General features: G+C 64.1%; 15 protein-coding genes. 2 read left to right on the top strand and 13 right to left on the bottom strand.

All coding sequences use genetic code 11. The features are described from left to right. Window positions 1-75: 75 nt before the first annotated feature. The 8 genes from ACE04I_RS07555 to rimP form a co-directional block, all read right to left on the bottom strand. Window positions 76-1,005: an energy transducer TonB family protein gene (locus ACE04I_RS07555; RefSeq protein ID WP_487206880.1), complete on the bottom strand. Its 930-nt coding sequence runs from the start codon at window positions 1,003-1,005 to the stop codon at window positions 76-78. Beyond that, the gene (exbD, locus tag ACE04I_RS07550; protein ID WP_487206879.1) at window positions 1,002-1,499 is read right to left on the bottom strand and encodes a TonB system transport protein ExbD; all 498 of its coding nucleotides are present in this window, start codon (window positions 1,497-1,499) and stop codon (window positions 1,002-1,004) included. Before exbD ends, ACE04I_RS07555 begins: the two co-directional genes overlap by 4 nt. A gap of 4 nt (window positions 1,500-1,503) precedes the next feature. After that, on the bottom strand, window positions 1,504-2,601 hold the full coding sequence (gene exbB, locus ACE04I_RS07545) for a tonB-system energizer ExbB (RefSeq protein ID WP_487206965.1): 1,098 nt from the start codon (window positions 2,599-2,601) through the stop codon (window positions 1,504-1,506). Window positions 2,602-2,939: 338 nt separating this feature from the next. After that, the gene (kduD, locus tag ACE04I_RS07540; RefSeq protein WP_046793855.1) at window positions 2,940-3,701 is read right to left on the bottom strand and encodes a 2-dehydro-3-deoxy-D-gluconate 5-dehydrogenase KduD; all 762 of its coding nucleotides are present in this window, start codon (window positions 3,699-3,701) and stop codon (window positions 2,940-2,942) included. A gap of 82 nt (window positions 3,702-3,783) precedes the next feature. Next, window positions 3,784-6,480, bottom strand: coding sequence for a translation initiation factor IF-2 (gene infB, locus ACE04I_RS07535; protein WP_487206878.1), 2,697 nt, complete (start codon window positions 6,478-6,480; stop codon window positions 3,784-3,786). 101 nt (window positions 6,481-6,581) lie between these two features. Next, complete coding sequence (locus ACE04I_RS07530) at window positions 6,582-7,268, bottom strand: RNA-binding protein (RefSeq protein WP_487206964.1); 687 nt, start codon at window positions 7,266-7,268, stop codon at window positions 6,582-6,584. Further along, window positions 7,268-8,890, bottom strand: a complete 1,623-nt coding sequence (gene nusA, locus ACE04I_RS07525) for a transcription termination factor NusA (RefSeq protein WP_487206877.1) — start codon at window positions 8,888-8,890, stop codon at window positions 7,268-7,270. Before nusA ends, ACE04I_RS07530 begins: the two co-directional genes overlap by 1 nt. 64 nt (window positions 8,891-8,954) lie before the next feature. Next, window positions 8,955-9,542 (bottom strand): ribosome maturation factor RimP, encoded by a 588-nt coding sequence (gene rimP, locus ACE04I_RS07520; RefSeq protein WP_487206876.1) that lies wholly within the window; start codon window positions 9,540-9,542, stop codon window positions 8,955-8,957. 272 nt (window positions 9,543-9,814) lie between these two features. On the opposite strand from rimP, the gene ACE04I_RS07515 reads away from it, so the two are divergent. Next, complete coding sequence (locus ACE04I_RS07515) at window positions 9,815-11,446, top strand: MFS transporter (RefSeq protein WP_487206875.1); 1,632 nt, start codon at window positions 9,815-9,817, stop codon at window positions 11,444-11,446. An 8-nt stretch (window positions 11,447-11,454) separates the two neighbouring features. Then, a complete protein-coding gene (locus tag ACE04I_RS07510; protein WP_487206874.1) occupies window positions 11,455-11,913 on the top strand; it encodes a GNAT family N-acetyltransferase in 459 nt (152 codons plus the stop codon). Here the strand turns inward: ACE04I_RS07510 and ACE04I_RS07505 are convergent. The 5 genes from ACE04I_RS07505 to ACE04I_RS07485 form a co-directional block, all read right to left on the bottom strand. Beyond that, window positions 11,905-13,173, bottom strand: a complete 1,269-nt coding sequence (locus ACE04I_RS07505; RefSeq protein WP_487206873.1) for a lytic murein transglycosylase — start codon at window positions 13,171-13,173, stop codon at window positions 11,905-11,907. The two genes, ACE04I_RS07510 and ACE04I_RS07505, sit on opposite strands and share 9 nt — an antisense overlap. 125 nt (window positions 13,174-13,298) lie before the next feature. Beyond that, a complete protein-coding gene (gene recR / locus ACE04I_RS07500) occupies window positions 13,299-13,904 on the bottom strand; it encodes a recombination mediator RecR (protein ID WP_487206872.1) in 606 nt (201 codons plus the stop codon). A gap of 88 nt (window positions 13,905-13,992) precedes the next feature. Then, entirely contained in the window at window positions 13,993-14,604 is a 612-nt protein-coding gene (locus tag ACE04I_RS07495; RefSeq protein ID WP_487206871.1) for a LysE family translocator, read from the bottom strand. Between the two features lie 57 nt (window positions 14,605-14,661). Continuing rightward, window positions 14,662-14,985 (bottom strand): YbaB/EbfC family nucleoid-associated protein, encoded by a 324-nt coding sequence (locus tag ACE04I_RS07490; protein WP_487206870.1) that lies wholly within the window; start codon window positions 14,983-14,985, stop codon window positions 14,662-14,664. 15 nt (window positions 14,986-15,000) lie between these two features. Beyond that, on the bottom strand, window positions 15,001-16,875 hold the full coding sequence (locus ACE04I_RS07485; protein WP_487206963.1) for a DNA polymerase III subunit gamma/tau: 1,875 nt from the start codon (window positions 16,873-16,875) through the stop codon (window positions 15,001-15,003). Between the last annotated feature and the right edge of the window lie 87 nt (window positions 16,876-16,962).

Genomic DNA, 16,962 nt, shown 5'->3' with positions numbered 1-16,962 from the left:
GACCCCCCACGAATCGACGGGAATATATGCAGGAAATGGTTCTCCCGCAGATAGCTCTTGCTGAGCGTAAGGCAACTATTCGCACGCGAACGGGATCTGAACCAAGCCGCTTTGGCCCGGTGGCGGAGCGGCAACGGGAGACGCTTTCTGGACCGAGGAAATCATGTGATTGTCGATACGGGAATCCCCGGATGACCGGGAGAGTGAGGCTGATAAGATGTTTCCGCCGCCGTCAACGCGCATACTGACGGTCACCAAACCATCGCCTGGGCAGCCACGCCGGCGCGCCACGCGGGCAATTTTTTGTCCAATTTGTGCTACCCATTCGGCCTTGCTTTTACCCGAACTTGACGAGCCCGCCGAAGTCTTGCTGGCAGCCGTACGGTTCGATTCACGAGTCTGCAGCTTCGCCTGTGTCTCTTCCTTCTGAGCCTGCGGCTGCCGCTGTTTCGGCTTCTCGACGACCTTCTTCTCCGGCTCGGGCTTCTCGACCTTCTTCGGTTCGGGCTTCGGCTTTTCCTGCACCGGCGGTGGGCGCGTCACCGGAAGCGGAACCTGGACATTCTCCAGCGCCGCCAGCACCTGCTGCTCGATCGGGTCGACTTCCTCGATGGGCTCGGGTTCTGGAGCAGGTTCGGGCTCTACGGGTTCCGCCACTTCCTGGGGCGGCGGCGGTTCGATCGGTTCGGGCTCCGCTACCGGTTCGGGAATGGGCTCCGGCAGGGGCTCCGGCTCCGGTTCGTTGGAAGCGCTCTTCACTTCCTGCGAATCCTGCATCTCCGTGGCGACCTGATCTTCTTCCACGTTTGTCGCCTCGGGCTCGGGCGCGAGCTCGATCATGATTGCCGCCGGCGGCTGGTTGTCGGCGGCCGCTACCGGTTCCTGGCGCATGAGATAGACTGCGCCCGCGACATGTACCGAAAGCATCAGCACCGCCGCGCTGCTCCAGAGCGCGAGCTCTCCGACACGCCCGGTAGGGCTGCTGCGGAAGGCAAGCGTGCTCATGGGGCGCCTCCGGCGGCCGGGGGCGCTGGTGCGGCCGGCTGAGCGGCGCTGGGAGCCGGTGTGGCAGTCGCGCTGGAAACGCTTTCCAGGCCCACCAGCGCGATTTTCAGATAGCCGGCATCGCGCAGCAGGTTCATGACCTCCATGAACTGGCCGTAATCGACCGCCTTGTCGGCGCGCAGGAAGATGCGCGTATCCTTGTTGCCCTGCGTGGTCTGCTCAAGAGCGGCCGCAAGGGCTTCCCGCGTGACCGCATCATTGCCGAGATTGAGGGTCAGGTCTTCCTTGACCGTGAGGTAGAGCGGCTCGTCCGGCCGTTCCGCCGGCTTGGCGGAGGAAGCGGGCAGGTCGACATTGACGTCGACCGTGGCAAGCGGAGCCGCCACCATGAAGATGATCAGCAGAACCAGCATGACGTCGATAAACGGTGTCACGTTGATTTCATGGTTCTCCGAAAGCTCGTCGCCGTGATTTTCGCGGATGCCGCCGGCCATGGCCTTACTCCCCTGCTACCAGCGACACCGATGCTTTCCGGCCGGGCGGGATCTTGCGGAAGTCGAGGTCCCGGCTCACCAGCCGCTCCACGCCGGCTGCGGCATCGGCCAGGAGCTGGCGATAGCCGGTGATCGAGCGGGCGAAGACGTTGTAGATGACGACCGCCGGAATGGCGGCGACCAGGCCGATGGCGGTCGCCAGCAGTGCTTCGGCGATGCCGGGTGCCACCACCGCGAGGTTGGTGGTCTGCGATTCGGAAATGCCGATGAAGGAGTTCATGATACCCCATACGGTGCCGAAGAGACCGACAAAGGGGGCGGTGGAGCCGATCGTCGCCAGAACGCCCGTGCCGCGCGACATGCGCCGGCCCGCATAGGCCTCGATGCGCGAGAGGGCTGAGCCGACACGCTCCTTGACGCCCTCCCCATGCGTGTGGTCGATGGCGGCTTCCGAAAGCTCCACCTCCTCGGCGGCGGCCCGCAGCATAAGGGCGGCAGGCCCACCGCGGCGCTCGACCGCCTCCACGGCGTCCGAAAGCGTCCGGGAAGTGCGGATCACCTTGATCGTGCGATTGGCGCGGGTCTTCGCGCCGGCGATTTCCAGCGACTTGGCAAGCCCGACCGTCCAGGTCACGAGCGAAGCGAAGGCAAGCCCGATCATCACGCCCTTCACCACCCAGTCGGCAGCCATGAACATGCCCCAGGGCGAAAGGTTGTGGGGCAGGTCGGAGCGCTGCTCAGGCTCTAGGAACTGCGTGAACATATCCGCCGGCTCTTCCGCCGGGACAGTGGCATCGGCCGCCGGCGCCTGGGTCGGAGCAACACCGGTAGGTTCGGAAGGTGCGGCAGGAACGGGAGCTGAAGGAGTTTGTGCCTGCTGTGCGCCGGCATCCGGCGCGGCCGGCGAGCCCGGCTGAGCAGCGGGAGCGTCAACCGGGGAGGAGGCGCTAGGTGCAGTTGCCGAAGGCGTTGTAGCGGAGGGGGCGGCTGGGGCCGGGACAGACGCCGGTGCCTGCCCTTGGCTAGCAGGCGCTTCAGGCGCCGTAACCTGCGGGGGGCTCGTTTCCTGCGTCTGCGCAATCGCCACGGGTGCCGTCAGCATCAAGGCCGCCGCCAGAAGGACCAGACGCGGACGATGGGTGGAGAAAACGGGCTTTTTGGCAATGGACATGGCAGGCAACTCTCCGGATATGGAAACAAGCAGGCTGCGCTGCTTTTACGCGTGCCTGCTCCGGCAAACAAAAACCATCCGGTCATCGCCCGGTTGCTCCGAGCGGCCCGTGAGGTGTTGCTATCCCGATAATAAAGTTGACTTGCTTTGGCAACTAATAAGTTGAGAACGCCGCTCACATTATGGAGCGCGGCGGGGATCCCGCGGTGATCGGTGAAGCATCACGGGCGACAGGTGCCGCCCGTGAAAAGCGCGGGTTCGTGCTCCGGTCAGCGCGCCAGCCAGCCGCCGTCCACGGGCAGCACGATGCCGTGCACATAGTCCGAGGCGGGCGAGGCAAGGAAGACTGCGGCTCCTCCGAGCTCTTCCGGCTCCCCCCAATGTCCGGCCGGGATGCGTCCCAGGATCGCCGCGTTGCGGTCGGGATCGTTCCTGAGGGCTTCGGTATTGTTGGTCGAGAAATAGCCGGGCGCGATTGCATTCACGTTGATGCCCTTGCCGGCCCACTCGCAGGCGAGAAGCCGCGTCAGCCCCGCAAGCCCGCTCTTGGAGGCGGTGTAGGAAGGAATACGTATGCCGCCCTGGAAGGAAAGCAGCGAGGCGATGTTGATGATCTTGCCGGTCTTGCCCTGGCCGATCACGTGGCGTGCGAAAGCCTGGGAAAGGAAGAATACGGTCTTGAGGTTCACGTCCATCACCGCGTCCCAATCGGCTTCGGTGAAGTCTATCGCGTCGGCGCGGCGGATGATGCCGGCATTGTTGACGAGGATATCCGCGCGGCCGGTCCAGGCAAGCGCGGCATCGATCACCTCACCGGCCGGCTCTATGGTCGACAGATCCGCCTTGATCATGTGGCTTCTTCCGCGGCCCTGGGCGGCAATCGCCGCTTCCGTCTCGGCCATGGATGAACGCCCGACCAGGGCGACGTCGGCGCCCGCACCCGCAAGTGCTACCGCGATCGCCTGCCCAAGTCCTGTGTTCGCACCGGTGACGATCGCCGTCTTGCCGCTGAGATCGAACGAAATTGCCATGAACTCTCCTCCTCATCCGTCTTGATCTGACAAGAAAAAACCGCCGGAAATCTCCGGCGGTTTCTGTTGCTTGGTCCGGCGCTTAGAGCGTGCGGGTGACGTGCTCCACGCGGAAGCATTCGATGACGTCTCCGGCGCGGATATCCTCGTAGTTCTCGAAGGCCATGCCGCATTCCTGGCCGACCGGCACTTCCGAGACCTCGTCCTTGAAGCGCTTGAGCGTCTTGAGCTTGCCTTCGTGGATGACGACGTTGTCGCGGATGAGGCGCACGCCGGCACCACGCTCGACCTTGCCTTCCGTGACGCGGCAACCCGCGACCTTGCCGACCTTGGTGATGTTGAACACCTCCAGGATTTCGGCATTGCCGAGGAAGGTCTCGCGCCGCTCGGGCGAGAGCAGACCCGACATCGCCGCCTTCACGTCATCCACCAGGTCGTAGATGATGTTGTAGTAGCGGATTTCGATGCCGGAACGCTCGGCGAAGGAACGTGCCTGTGCATTGGCGCGAACGTTGAAGCCGATGATCGCCGCATCCGATGCCTCGGCAAGCGAGATATCCGACTCGGTGATGCCGCCGGCGCCCGAATGGACGATGCGCGCGCGGACTTCGTCCGTGCCGAGCTTGTCGAGCGCGCCAATGATGGCTTCGATCGAACCCTGCACGTCGCCCTTGATAACCAGCGGGAACTCCTTGAGACCGGAGGTCTGGAGCTGGGTCATCATCTGTTCGAGCGAGCCGCGCGAGCCGGACTGGCGGGCAGCCGCCTTGTCGCGGGCAAGCCGCTGGCGATACTCGGAAATCTCGCGGGCGCGGCTTTCGCTTTCGACGACGGCGAACTTGTCACCGGCCGCGGGCGTGCCCGAAAGGCCGAGCACTTCCACCGGCAGGGCAGGCCCCGCTTCCTTCACATGCTCGCCCTTGTCGTTGACGAGCGCGCGAACGCGGCCCCACTGGTCGCCGGCGACGATGATCTGGCCGGGTTTCAGCGTACCCTTCTGTACGAGCACGGTTGCGACAGAGCCGCGGCCGCGGTCGAGCTGGGCTTCGATGACCGTGCCCTCGGCCGTCCGGTTCGGATTGGCCTTGAGGTCCAGGATTTCCGCCTGCAGCAGGATCGCTTCGAGCAGCTTGTCGAGGTTGGTCTGGTTTTTCGCCGATACTTCGACGTCGAGCACTTCACCGCCCATGCTTTCCACGAAGACTTCGTGCTGCAGCAGTTCGGTGCGCACCTTCTGCGGGTTGGCCGTCGGCTTGTCGACCTTGTTGATCGCCACGATGATCGGAACACCCGCCGCCTTGGCGTGGTTGATGGACTCGATCGTCTGCGGCATCACGCTGTCGTCGGCTGCGACCACAAGGATCGCGATGTCGGTCGCCTGAGCGCCGCGGGCGCGCATGGCGGTGAAGGCGGCGTGGCCGGGGGTGTCGATGAAGGTGATCTTCTGGCCGTTCTGCTCCACCTGATAGGCGCCGATATGCTGGGTGATGCCACCGGCTTCGCCGGCAACCACGTTCGCATGGCGGATCGCGTCGAGGAGCGAGGTCTTGCCGTGGTCGACATGGCCCATGATGGTCACGACCGGCGGACGCGACAGCATTTCGCCTTCGCTGTCGGCAACGTCGAAGATGCCTTCCTCGATGTCGGACTCGGAGACGCGCTTGACCGTATGGCCGAATTCGGTGGCGATCAGTTCCGCAAGGTCGGCGTCGATGACGTCGCCCGGCTTCATCATCTGACCTTCCTTCATCAGGTATTTGATGACGTCCACGGAGCGCTCGGACATGCGCTGCGACAGTTCCTGGATCGTTATGGTCTCGGGAAGAATGACTTCACGCACCACCTTCTCGCGCGGCTCCTGCATCTGGCTGCGCCGGAATTTTTCCTGCCGGCGGCGGATCGAAGCGAGCGAACGGCCGCGGGATGCTCCTTCCTCGTCCACGGCGGCCGTGGTCACGGTGAGCTTGCCCTGGCGGCGGCCTTCGTCGCCCTTGGGACGCGCAGGAACCTTGGCGGGCACCGGAGCGGCAACCCGGCCGCGGCCCGGTATATTGCGCGCCGGACCTCGATCGTCTTCTTCCTCATTGCCGGGACGGCGGCCGCGAGCGGCGGCTGCCGGTTGCGGAACGGCTGCGGTCCTGGTCGGCTGCGGGCGCTCCTCTGCAGGCCGTGCCGGCGCGACGCGATCGTCGGCCCTGGCTGCGGCGGGTGCCGGAGCATCGGCGGCCGGTTGTGCGGGTTCCTCGGTAGGCTGGGGAGCCGGCTCGGCAGCGCGACGCGCGGCCTCGGCGGCTTCTTCCGCCTTGCGGAGTTCCTCTTCGGCCCTGCGGCGCACTTCTTCCTCGGCGCGCTGCTTGGCTTCCACCACTTCACGGGCCTGAGCCTCGACGAGCGCGCGGCGACGGGCCTCCATCTCTCCGGCAGAGAGATCGTGGAGCACGTTCGGTCGCTGCGTCCCGGAGGATTGCGGCCGCTGGCCCTGCGGAGCCTGGGGACGCTGTCCCTGAGGCGCAGGCTGGTGAACGCGCGGCTGCGGACGCTGTTGCTGCACCGGCTGGGCGGCTTCTACCGGCCGCGGAGCCGGCGGTGCGGGCGTGAAAGCTGGCTTTTCGTCTTCGGGGCGAAGAGGACGGCGCTTGCGTGTTTCGACCACGACCGCCTTGCTGCGACCGCGACCGATGTCCTGGCGCACGGTGCCCTGGCTCATCCCCGAGGGCTTCAGGGTAAGCGTCTTCTTGCCCGTAACGCTGAGTGTCTTGTCGTCTTTGTTGTCGGTCATTCCGTTCCTGTTCCTTCAAACGAGGATCGGATGGCGACATCAGACCTCGTTTTTCGATGCGTGCATTCCAGTGCGGCGGCCGGTCCCTGCCGGTGACCGCGTCATTGTTTTGGCTGGCCAGCGCCGCCCTCTGCCCCGGATTGACCGAACCCTCGGTACTTTTCGAGCATGGTTGCGCGCTTCACTACACCCTCACCCGCCTGCCCTGCAAGCGCGCAAGCATGGATAAAAGCATTCTGGCCCATCAGTTCGTCCATTTCCGCGCTCGTGAAGAGCGAAAAGGACGGTATGTTTTGCCCGGCATCCTCGCCGAGCGACCGGGCCTTGCGGGCCTGGTCTATCTTTCTCACCCCGTCTGCGGCGGCATCCGCCGCGTGAAAGACCGCGATCGCCGCGCCGGAGCGCACGGCGGCGTCCACCTTCATCGCGCCCGTGACGAACTGGCCCGCCTTGCGTGCCATGTTCATCATGCCGGCAAGGTCGGCGGCGATCAGCCGGTCGACCAGCGCGCCAAGATCGGCGTCGGCCTTCGCCTCGGTCTTCAGCGCTCGGGCGAAGAGCTTTTTCTGCGCCGCCCGGTCCACCAACGCCCGTTCCGCCTTTACCCAGCATCCCCTGCCGGGGAGCTGCCGTTTCAGGTCCGGCACCACCCGTCCATCGGGTGCTGCCACGAAGCGGATCAACGTTTCCGGCGATCCGGCCTCGCGGGTGACGATGCAGGTGCGGTCGTTCACGATAGCGTCGCTCCGCCCGTCATCGTCGTCATGCGGTTCGCTCACGAGCGGCATCATTCCTGTTCGGCGGCGTCCGCCTCTTCGGCTTCTTCCGCTTCGTCGGTTTCCGCAGCCTCACGGGCGAGATCCTCTTCCGTGATCCAGCCGGCGAGCAGGCGGGCCTGGACGATCATGTTCTCGGCCTCGACGCGCGATACGTCCAGCTTGGAGAACAGGCCCTCGTACTTCTTGGTCTCGCCATCCTTGCGCTCGCTCCAGCCGACGAGATCGTCGGCGGCGCAGCCGGCGAAATCCTCGACCGTCTTGATGCCGTCCTCGCCGAGCGCCACCAGCATCGGGCCGTTCAGGCCCTGGATCTGGCGCAGCTCGTCGGAAACGCCGAGTTCCTTGCGCTTGGCATCCATCTCGGCTTCCAGGCGCTCGAGATATTCGCGGGCACGCATCTGGATTTCATTCGCCGTGTCCTCGTCGAAGCCCTCGATCGAGGAGATTTCGTCGAGTTCGACGTAAGCAAGTTCCTCGACCTGCGCGAAGCCCTCGGAGGCGAGCACCTGGCCGACCATCTCGTCCACGTCGAGCGCGTCCATGAAGAGGCCGGTCCGCTCGTTGAACTCTTTCTGACGGCGCTCGGATTCTTCCTGCTCCGTCATGATGTCGATGTCCCAGCCGGTGAGCTGCGAGGCCAGGCGCACGTTCTGGCCGCGGCGGCCGATGGCGAGCGAAAGCTGCTCGTCGGGCACGACCACTTCGATGCGCTCGGCGTCCTCGTCGAGAACGACCTTCGCGACTTCGGCCGGCTGCAGCGCGTTGACGATGAAGGACGCCGGATCCTGGCTCCACGGAATGATGTCGATCTTCTCGCCCTGCAGTTCGCCGACCACCGCCTGAACGCGCGAACCGCGCATACCGACGCAGGCGCCGACCGGGTCGATCGAGCTGTCGTTCGATATCACGGCGATCTTGGCGCGCGAACCCGGATCACGTGCGACGGACTTGATCTGGATGATGCCGTCGTAGATTTCCGGCACTTCCATGGTGAAAAGCTTGACCATGAACTGCGGATGGGTGCGCGACAGGAAGATCTGCGGACCGCGCTGCTCGCGGCGCACTTCGTAGACATAGGCGCGTACGCGGTCACCATAGCGCAGCGTTTCGCGCGGGATCATCTCGTCGCGGCGGATGATGCCTTCGCCACGGCCGAGATCGACGATGACATTGCCATATTCGACGCGCTTGACGCTACCGTTGACGATCTCGCCGACGCGGTCCTTGAACTCGTCGTACTGACGGTCGCGTTCGGCCTCGCGCACCTTCTGCACGATCACCTGCTTGGCCGATTGCGCGGCGATGCGGCCGAAGTCCATCGGCGGCAGCGGATCGGCAATGAAATCGCCGATCTTGGCATCGGGGTTGCGGTCGCGAGCAAGCTCCAGCGGAATCTGGGTGGTATAGTCCTCGGCCTGTTCCACCACTTCCAGCAGGCGCTGGAGGCGGATTTCGCCGGTCTTGGAATTGATGTCGGCGCGGATATTGGTTTCCGAGCCGTAGCGGGAGCGGGCAGCCTTCTGGATGGCGTCGGCCATCGCGGCCAGCACGATCTCGCGGTCGATGACCTTTTCGCGCGCCACTGCATCCGCGATCTGCAGAAGTTCAAGCCGGTTCGCACTCACTGCCATTGTCGTTGGTCTCCGTAGATCGAATTATGAGGGGCTCTTCTGGAGGCCCGATGTCTCTGTTCGGTTATTCGTCGTCTGCTTCGTTCTGGTTCGCGGCTTCGGCCTTGGCGAGCTTGTCGGCCTTCAGCGCGTCGCGGATCAGATCGTCGGTCAGGATAAGCTTGGCGTCTGACAGCGCCGTGAACGGAATCCTGACGCGCGGCTCTTCGCCATAGGCCACCTGATCACGCTCGATCGTGAAGCCTTCCCCGTCCGCATCCGAAATCTTGCCCCGGAACCGCTTGCGGTTGTCGATGAGGATCGACGTCTCGCATTTCACCAGATGGCCGCTCCAGCGCGCGAAATCCGACTTGCGGACCATCGGCCGGTCGATGCCCGGCGAGGATACCTCGAGATGATACGCTTTATCGATCGGATCTTCCACATCGAGAACCGGCGAAATGGCGGTCGAGACCTTTTCGCAATCCTCGACGGTCATCGTTCCGTCGGCGCGCTCGGCCATGACCTGAAGCGTCGCGCCGTTCTGGTTCATCAGTCGGACCCGCACGAGGCGATAGTCCATCGCGACAAGGACAGGTTCGATGATTTCGGCGACCCTGAGATCGAGACCGGTCTCGACGATGAGCCGCGGCTCGTTTTCGGTTGGCGGCATAAGCTCTCCGGCAATGATTGACCCTTGGGATTGGCCCCCCGGGGATTGGCCCTAAGGCTGTTTTGCTGCGAGCGCCTAACAAAAAAGAGCGGGTCCTCGCCGAACCCACTCTTCATCAGACGATCAAGAATATGGCCTGCATATAAGCTTTCCGGCCGCCGATTGCAATACTTGCCAGGGAAAGAGGCCGAAGCGAAAAAATCCGCTTGTCAGGCCGGGAACATTCTCTAGTTAGGGAGTGAACAGCAGCCGGACAAGACGAGGGAGGAAACGTGCCGGATCGGGTATCGCCGCTGGCTCCTTTCGGGCATGAGACTTTCCGCAACATCTGGGTTGCGAGTCTGGCTTCGAATTTCGGTGGTCTCATCCAGGCGGTCGGCGCGGCCTGGATGATGACTTCCATTTCGGATTCCGAGAATATGGTGGCGCTGGTGCAGGCCTCCACGGCCCTGCCGATCATGCTGTTCTCGCTGGTCTCGGGCGCGCTTGCCGATAGTTTCAACCGCCGCCGGCTGATGATCACCGCGCAGTGTTTCATGCTTGCCGTTTCGGCATTGCTCACGCTCTTCGCCCATTTCGAACTGCTCACGCCCTGGCTCCTGCTTGCTTTCACCTTCCTGATCGGCTGCGGGACGGCGCTCAACAATCCCTCCTGGCAGGCTTCGGTGGGAGACATGGTCCCCCGCGACGTGCTTCCGGCGGCAGTGTCGCTGAACAGCATGGGTTTCAACATCACCCGCAGCCTCGGGCCGGCGCTCGGCGGTGCGATCGTCGCCGCTGCGGGGGCCGCCGCTGCCTTCGCGATCAACACCGTTTCCTATTTCGCGCCGATCACGGCGCTCCTGCGCTGGAAGCCGGACATACCCAATACCACTCTGCCGCGCGAAACGCTCGGCCGCGCCATCTCCGCCGGCTTCGGCTACGTGGCGATGTCGCCCAATATCCTCAACGTGCTGTTTCGCGGCCTGCTGTTCGGTCTCTCGGCCAGCGCCATTCTCGCCTTGATGCCGATCGTCGCGCGCGATCTCGTCTCGGGCGGCCCCTTGACCTATGGCGTCATGCTCGGCGCCTTCGGCGTCGGTGCGATCGGCGGCGCGCTAATGAACACCCGTATCCGGGAGGTTCTGTCGAGCGAAGCGATCGTCCGGCTCTCCTTCCTCGGCTTTGCCGCGAGCGCCGCCGTTGCCGGCCTCAGCACCAGCACCTGGCTCACCTGTCTTGTGCTGCTCGTGCCCGGCGCCTGTTGGGTTCTGGCGCTTTCCCTCTTCAACACGACGGTGCAGCTCTCGACGCCGCGCTGGGTGGTCGGCCGGGCGCTCTCCTTCTATCAGACGGCCACCTTCGGCGGCATCGCGCTCGGCAGTTGGGTCTGGGGCCTTGTTGCGGAAGCCTCCGGCGTGTCGTTCGCGCTCACGATATCAAGCCTTGTTATGCTGGTCGGCGCGGCGGTCGGGCTGCGGGTGCCGGTACCGCAGTTCGGTGCCGTCGATCTCGATCCGCTGAATCGTTTCAACGAACCGCTCTTGAAGTTCGACCTGCAGCCGCGCAGCGGTCCGATCGTCTCGCTGATCGATTATACGATTGCGGCGGAGGACGTCCCGGAATTCCTGGCTCTGATGTCCGGCCGCCGGCGGGTCCGCATCCGCGACGGTGCTCGCCAATGGGCTTTGATGCGTGATCTGGAACACCCGGAAATCTGGACCGAGACCTATCACACCGCCACCTGGGCGGATTATGTGCGCCATAATCAGCGCCGCACGAAGGCGGACCAGGAGATCTGGGATGGTATCCGTCGACTGCATCGCGGCGATGATGGCCCGCGCGTCCACCGGATGATCGAGCGTCAGACCATTCCGCCGAAAAGTGACATCATCTACAAGTCGCCACCCGATCTGCATCATTAGGGCCACCCATGTACACGTTCCGAAAAGCCCGTCGTGATGATTTGGCCGCCATCGTCAGCCTGCTGGCCGAAGACAAGCTTGGCCAGTCGCGCGAGGTGGTTTCCGAACCTGTCGATACCCGCTACCAGGAGGCGTTCGCCGCCATCGAGGCGGATGCCAACCAGCTTCTTGCCGTGGCGGTGGGCAGGAATGATGTCGTGGTCGGCTGCCTGCAGCTTTCCTTCGTCCCCGGCCTGTCGCGCACCGGCATGTGGCGCGGCCAGATCGAGAGCGTGCGCATCGCCGCCGACGAGCGCGGCAGCGGGCTGGGTTCCGCATTCATCGAATGGGCGGTGGAAAGGGCGGCCGAGCGGGGCTGCGGACTGGTTCAGCTTACCTCCGACAAGGCCCGGCCGGATGCCATTCGCTTTTACGAGAAGCTTGGCTTCGTCGCGAGCCACGAGGGGTTGAAGCGCAATCTATCTTAGCTGCGCCTTCAGGGAGGCGTCGGGATAGCAGGTCTGGACAAGACCGTTCTTCGCCTGCCAGTCGCCGAGCGAACGGCGTGTCTTGAAGCCGGGCAGCCCGTCGACATTGCCGACGTCGTAGCCTTTCGCGACCAGTGCCTTCTGCATGGCGAGCACGTCCGAGCGCAGCATCTTGCCGACATCGCCCCAATTGCCCTTGAAGGGTCCCGCACCGTGGGCGATCCGGTCGGCGAGATTGCCGATGAAGAGTGCGTAGAGATCTGAATTGTTATACTGCTTGAGCACGTAGAAATTCGGCGTGACGATGAATTCCGGCCCATGCCGGCCAGCCGGGACCAGCATCATGCCGGGCGCCCTCATCTCCGAGGACGGAAAAGCCTTGCCGGAAATCCGCTCGATCCCCGCCGAAGCCCAGGCGGAAATCGGTGATGCGAGATCGGGCCCTTCCTGCGCGCAGCTCACATTCGCAGGGATCGCCACCTCGAAGCCCCAGTCGCGGCCTCGGCTCCAGCCTTCCTTCTGAAGATAATGGGCGATCGAGGCGAGCGCATCGGGCACGGAGTTCCAGATGTCCGGATGGCCGTCTCCGTCGAAGTCCACGGCATATTTCAGGTAGCTGGAGGGCATGAATTGCGGCTGGCCGAGCGCGCCGGCCCAGGAGCCCATCATCTTCGAAGGTGCGATATAGCCGCGCTCGACCATGGTCAGCGCCGCGATGAGTTCGGTGCGGAACATCTCCTTGCGGGTCGACATGAAGGCCTTCGTCGCCAGCACGTCGAAAGCGGAATAGGGAAGCTTCGCGCGGCCGAAGCCGGATTCTCGACCCCAGATTGCCACGACGATCTCGCCCGGCACGCCATAGGCGGCCTCGATCTTTTTCAGCGTCGCCGCATGGGTGGCGGCGAGGCTTCGTCCGGTTGCGGCAAGCCCCTGCAGGCGCTTCTCCGAAAAATAGGCGCCCGGCGAGGAGAATTCCGCCTGGCTCTGGTCCTGCTTCTTCGGCGGCTTGGTTCCCGGTGGCACCAGATCGGGCAGGTCCCAGTTGAGCTTTATGCCCTGAAACGCGGCCTTCAGCGTGCGTTCCGAAATTCCCGCCTTCTTAGCCTCCGAGCCAAGATCACCCGCGATCCATCGCTGGAACTGCCGCTCCACATCCGAGCGCGATTGGGCAAGCGAGGAGAGGGGGAAGAGCGTGGTTATGACCAGCAAAAGCAGCGCAATGAACTGCCGAAAGACACCCCCCTCTGCCCTGCCGGGCATCTCCCCCTCAAGGGGGGAGATTGGCAGGTGGCACGAGCGTCGAGCTCCAGTTGATCTCCCCCCTTGAGGGGGAGATGTCACGAAGTGACAGAGGGGGGTAAGTTTCCACATGCTCAATGCTCCCCTCAGATCGTCGTGCGCGCCCGAAGCGCCGCCGTCAGCGTTCCCTCGTCGAGATAGTCGAGTTCGCCGCCGACCGGCACGCCGTGCGCCAGCCGGGTGATCTTCACGTCGATGTCGGAAAGCTGGTCGGTGATGTAATGCGCCGTCGTTTGCCCCTCGACCGTGGCGTTGACCGCGATGATCAGCTCGCGAACGCCCCCTTCGCTCACCCGGTCGATGAGGCCGCGGATGTTGAGGTCTTCGGGACCGACGCCGTCGAGCGGCGATAGCGTGCCGCCGAGAACGTGATAGGCGGCGTTCAGCGCGGCGGCGCGTTCCAGAGCCCAGAGGTCGGAGACGTCTTCCACCACGATGATGACGGACTGGTCGCGGCGGATATCGGTGCAGACCGTGCAGGGATCGACGGTATCCACATTGCCGCAACGGGAACAGACCTTCACCTTGTCATAGGCCTCGCCTATTGCCAGCGAAAGCGGCCCGAGAAGCTGCTCCTTCTTCTTGATGAGGTGCAGCGCCGCACGGCGCGCCGAACGCGGCCCGAGGCCCGGCACCTTCGCCAGAAGCTGGATGAGTTTTTCGATTTCGGGGCCGGTGACTCGCTTTGCCATGCTCGCTGTTTAGCTCATATGCCGACAAAACGGAATCGCCGAAGGCTTGGCCTCACGCGAAACTTATGGCCGTTCGGGGAAGGAGTTTTCAGCGTGCGGCGATCGCCGCGGCTGCACCCGCCATGGTGCCGGCGGAAAGCCGGTTGGCGATCCTGACCGCCCGCGGGCTTTTCAGGAATTGCCGTGCCTTGGCGGCAAGCGATACCCACAGGAGATCGACGGCCGCGAGAACGATGACCATCGTCGCGACGAGTTCCAGCCAGCCGGCAAGCGTCACGCGCCCAAGATCGATGATCGACGGCAGGAGCGCCATGTAGAACATCATGATCTTCGGGTTGCCGAGCGTGACGGTCATTCCGGCGAAGAACATCTTGAGCGCCGATCGGGTTTCCGGCAGTTCCTCGCCGGCGCCGGCTGGTGTGGCGAACCACATTTTCCAGGCGAGATAGAGGAGATAGGCGACGCCGATCCATTTGATCGCCACGAAAACCGTGTGGAAGCTTTCGGCGATCGCCGCAAGACCTGCGACCGCCAGCGAAAGCCACATGGCCTCTCCTATCCACATTGCCGCGATGAAGGGCAGCACGTCGCGATAGCCCTTGGCAAGCACGCGGGCGACGAGGGCCGCAATGCTGGGGCCGGGCGAGCCGGCTGCCACGAACAGTGCGGCGGCGAAGACAAGCAGGGATGCGAGCGTCATGATGCGTCCTCCTCCGCGTGCAGTTTTTGCTGCGCGTCGGGGTCTGTCAAGCAGGCGTCAGAACGGGAATTTCATGCCGGGCGGGATCGGCAGGCCGGCCGTGAGTTCCTTGGTCTTTTCGGCGGCGATCGTTTCGGCGCGGCTCTTGGCGTCCTTGTGAGCGGCGACGATCAGGTCTTCGAGGATTTCCACTTCCTCTTCCTTGAAGAGCGAAGGATCGACCCTCAGCCCCAGCATCTCACCCTTGCCGTTGAGGCGCACAGTCACGAGGCCGCCGCCGGAAGTGCCTTCGATCTCGAGAGCGGCGATATCCGCCTGCATCTTCTCCATCTTGGCCTGCATTTCCTTGACCTTGCCCATCATGCCCATGATGTCGCGCATCGTCTTTTCCTTCTCTTATGGTTCGATGTCGTCGCCGGGCAGGATGTCGCCTTCGGCGGATTCCGTGATTGCCGGCGCTGCCGCTTCTTCGTCCCCGACCTCTTCCTCCGCGCGGATGCGTACGTCGGTGATCCGTGCGCCGGGAAATTGCGCAAGGATCGCCGCCACGTCCGGATCGGCGCGCGCATCGGTCTTGCGCTGCTCCTTGGCTTGCTCCTCAGCCTGAGCCAGCGTCGGGGCCCCACGCTCGTTGGAAAGCGTCACCCACCATGTGATCCCGGTCCATTCCCGAAGCTTCGAGGTCAGATCGTTGACAATGGATTTCGGTGCGTCGGGCTCAAGGCTGATTTCAAGCCGGCCGGGTTCAAGCCTCACCAGATGGACCGATTGGCGGATGCGGGCGCGCAGCACAGGCTCGCGGTTCTTGGCGCAAAGATCGCCGATGTCCTCCAGCGACCGGATATGGACTTTCGGTTCCGGCTGGGTTTCTGCGGCTGCCTGCATCACCGGGCGCTCGAGCGTATCCCTCGCATGTTCAGGCGTGGGAACGGCGCGCAGCATCGCGGTCGGCCCGCCGCCCGGACCGCGTGCGGCGGGCATTTCCATCCCGCGTGCTTCGATGGGGGCTTCGCGGGAGACTGGCCGTCCGCCGTTGCCGTTGGAAGAAGGCGTCGGGCGCTGGCCGTCACCGTTGGAGAATTCGGAAAGCCGGCGGGCGGCGTCTTCCGGAGCTGGTAGATGGGCTGCATGCGTAAGCCGGATCAGCACCATCTCGGCCGCACCTGCGGGCCGCGAGGAGTTTTCCGCTTCCGGAATGCCCTTGAGCAGCATCTGCCAGATGCGCGAAAGCGTACTGACGGCGACGTTTTCGGAAAACTCCCGCCCGCGCAGGCGCTCCACTTCGCTCAGCGAGGGATCGTCCGCCGCGTCGGGAATATATTTGAAGCGGGTGACGAGATGAGTGAAATCGGCAAGATCGGTCAGCACGACCACCGGGTTTGCGCCCGCTTCGTATTGCGCGCCGAATTCGGAAAGCGCGGCTGTCACGTCACCGCGCACGATATGCTCGAAGAGATCGACGATGCGCGCGCGGTCGGCAAGTCCCAGCATGCCGCGCACGGCCTCCGCCGCGACCTGACCCCCGCCATGAGCGATCGCCTGGTCGAGGAGCGACAGGCCGTCGCGTGCCGAACCTTCGGCGGCGCGGGCGATCATCGCGAGGGCTTCCGGCTCGGCGGCGATGTCTTCCTTCTCCGCGATGGTCGAGAAGAGGCCGACGAGGTCGGCGGCGCTGATGCGACGCAGGTCGAACCGCTGGCAGCGGGAGAGCACCGTGATCGGAACCTTGCGGATTTCGGTGGTCGCGAAGATGAATTTCACATGCTCCGGCGGCTCCTCGAGCGTCTTCAGCAGGCCGTTGAAGGCCTGTGTCGAGAGCATGTGCACTTCGTCGATGATGTAGACCTTGTAACGCGCAGAGACGGGCCGGTAGCGCACCTGCTCGATGATCTCGCGGATGTCGTCGATGCCGGTATGCGAGGCGGCGTCCATCTCGATGACGTCGACATGCCGGCCTTCCATGATCGCCTGGCAGTGTTCGCCGGGAATGCGCAGGTCGATCGTCGGCTTGTCGATCTCGGGCGTCTTGTAATTGAGCGCGCGGGCAAGGATGCGGGCGGTGGTCGTCTTGCCGACACCACGAACGCCGGTCAGCATATAGGCCTGCGCAATGCGGCCCGTTTCGAAGGCATTGGTGAGCGTGCGGACCATCGGCTCCTGGCCGACCATGAGATCCGAGAAATCCTTGGGACGGTATTTGCGGGCGAGCACCCGATAGCCGCTGCCGGCCGGAGAAGAAGGGGTAGAGGATGTCGGCCCGGTATCGCTCATAAGGTCCTGACTATAGGCCTTGAGGCCTGTACGGGCCATTCCGGCTGCCAGGCGATCTTGACCGGACCGGATCTTGACCAAGATGAG

This window comes from Rhizobium moroccans, from assembly GCF_057559155.1.
Note: the sequence above shows the minus strand (reverse complement) of the source record. Positions and strands in the feature narration are given on the sequence as shown.

What these genes read in the sequence shown, in the direction of transcription:
- kduD (WP_046793855.1), bottom strand. Translation starts at nt 3,701, where the DNA reads ATGGCAATTTCGTTCGATCTCAGCGGCAAGACGGCGATCGTCACCGGT.
- ACE04I_RS07490 (WP_487206870.1), bottom strand. Translation starts at nt 14,985, where the DNA reads ATGCGCGACATCATGGGCATGATGGGCAAGGTCAAGGAAATGCAGGCC.
- infB (WP_487206878.1), bottom strand. Translation starts at nt 6,480, where the DNA reads ATGACCGACAACAAAGACGACAAGACACTCAGCGTTACGGGCAAGAAG.
- ACE04I_RS07530 (WP_487206964.1), bottom strand. Translation starts at nt 7,268, where the DNA reads ATGCCGCTCGTGAGCGAACCGCATGACGACGATGACGGGCGGAGCGAC.
- ACE04I_RS07505 (WP_487206873.1), bottom strand. Translation starts at nt 13,173, where the DNA reads ATGCCCGGCAGGGCAGAGGGGGGTGTCTTTCGGCAGTTCATTGCGCTG.
- recR (WP_487206872.1), bottom strand. Translation starts at nt 13,904, where the DNA reads ATGGCAAAGCGAGTCACCGGCCCCGAAATCGAAAAACTCATCCAGCTT.
- ACE04I_RS07555 (WP_487206880.1), bottom strand. Translation starts at nt 1,005, where the DNA reads ATGAGCACGCTTGCCTTCCGCAGCAGCCCTACCGGGCGTGTCGGAGAG.
- rimP (WP_487206876.1), bottom strand. Translation starts at nt 9,542, where the DNA reads ATGCCGCCAACCGAAAACGAGCCGCGGCTCATCGTCGAGACCGGTCTC.
- exbB (WP_487206965.1), bottom strand. Translation starts at nt 2,601, where the DNA reads ATGCTGACGGCACCCGTGGCGATTGCGCAGACGCAGGAAACGAGCCCC.
- exbD (WP_487206879.1), bottom strand. Translation starts at nt 1,499, where the DNA reads ATGGCCGGCGGCATCCGCGAAAATCACGGCGACGAGCTTTCGGAGAAC.
- ACE04I_RS07510 (WP_487206874.1), top strand. Translation starts at nt 11,455, where the DNA reads ATGTACACGTTCCGAAAAGCCCGTCGTGATGATTTGGCCGCCATCGTC.
- ACE04I_RS07495 (WP_487206871.1), bottom strand. Translation starts at nt 14,604, where the DNA reads ATGACGCTCGCATCCCTGCTTGTCTTCGCCGCCGCACTGTTCGTGGCA.
- nusA (WP_487206877.1), bottom strand. Translation starts at nt 8,890, where the DNA reads ATGGCAGTGAGTGCGAACCGGCTTGAACTTCTGCAGATCGCGGATGCA.
- ACE04I_RS07485 (WP_487206963.1), bottom strand. Translation starts at nt 16,875, where the DNA reads ATGAGCGATACCGGGCCGACATCCTCTACCCCTTCTTCTCCGGCCGGC.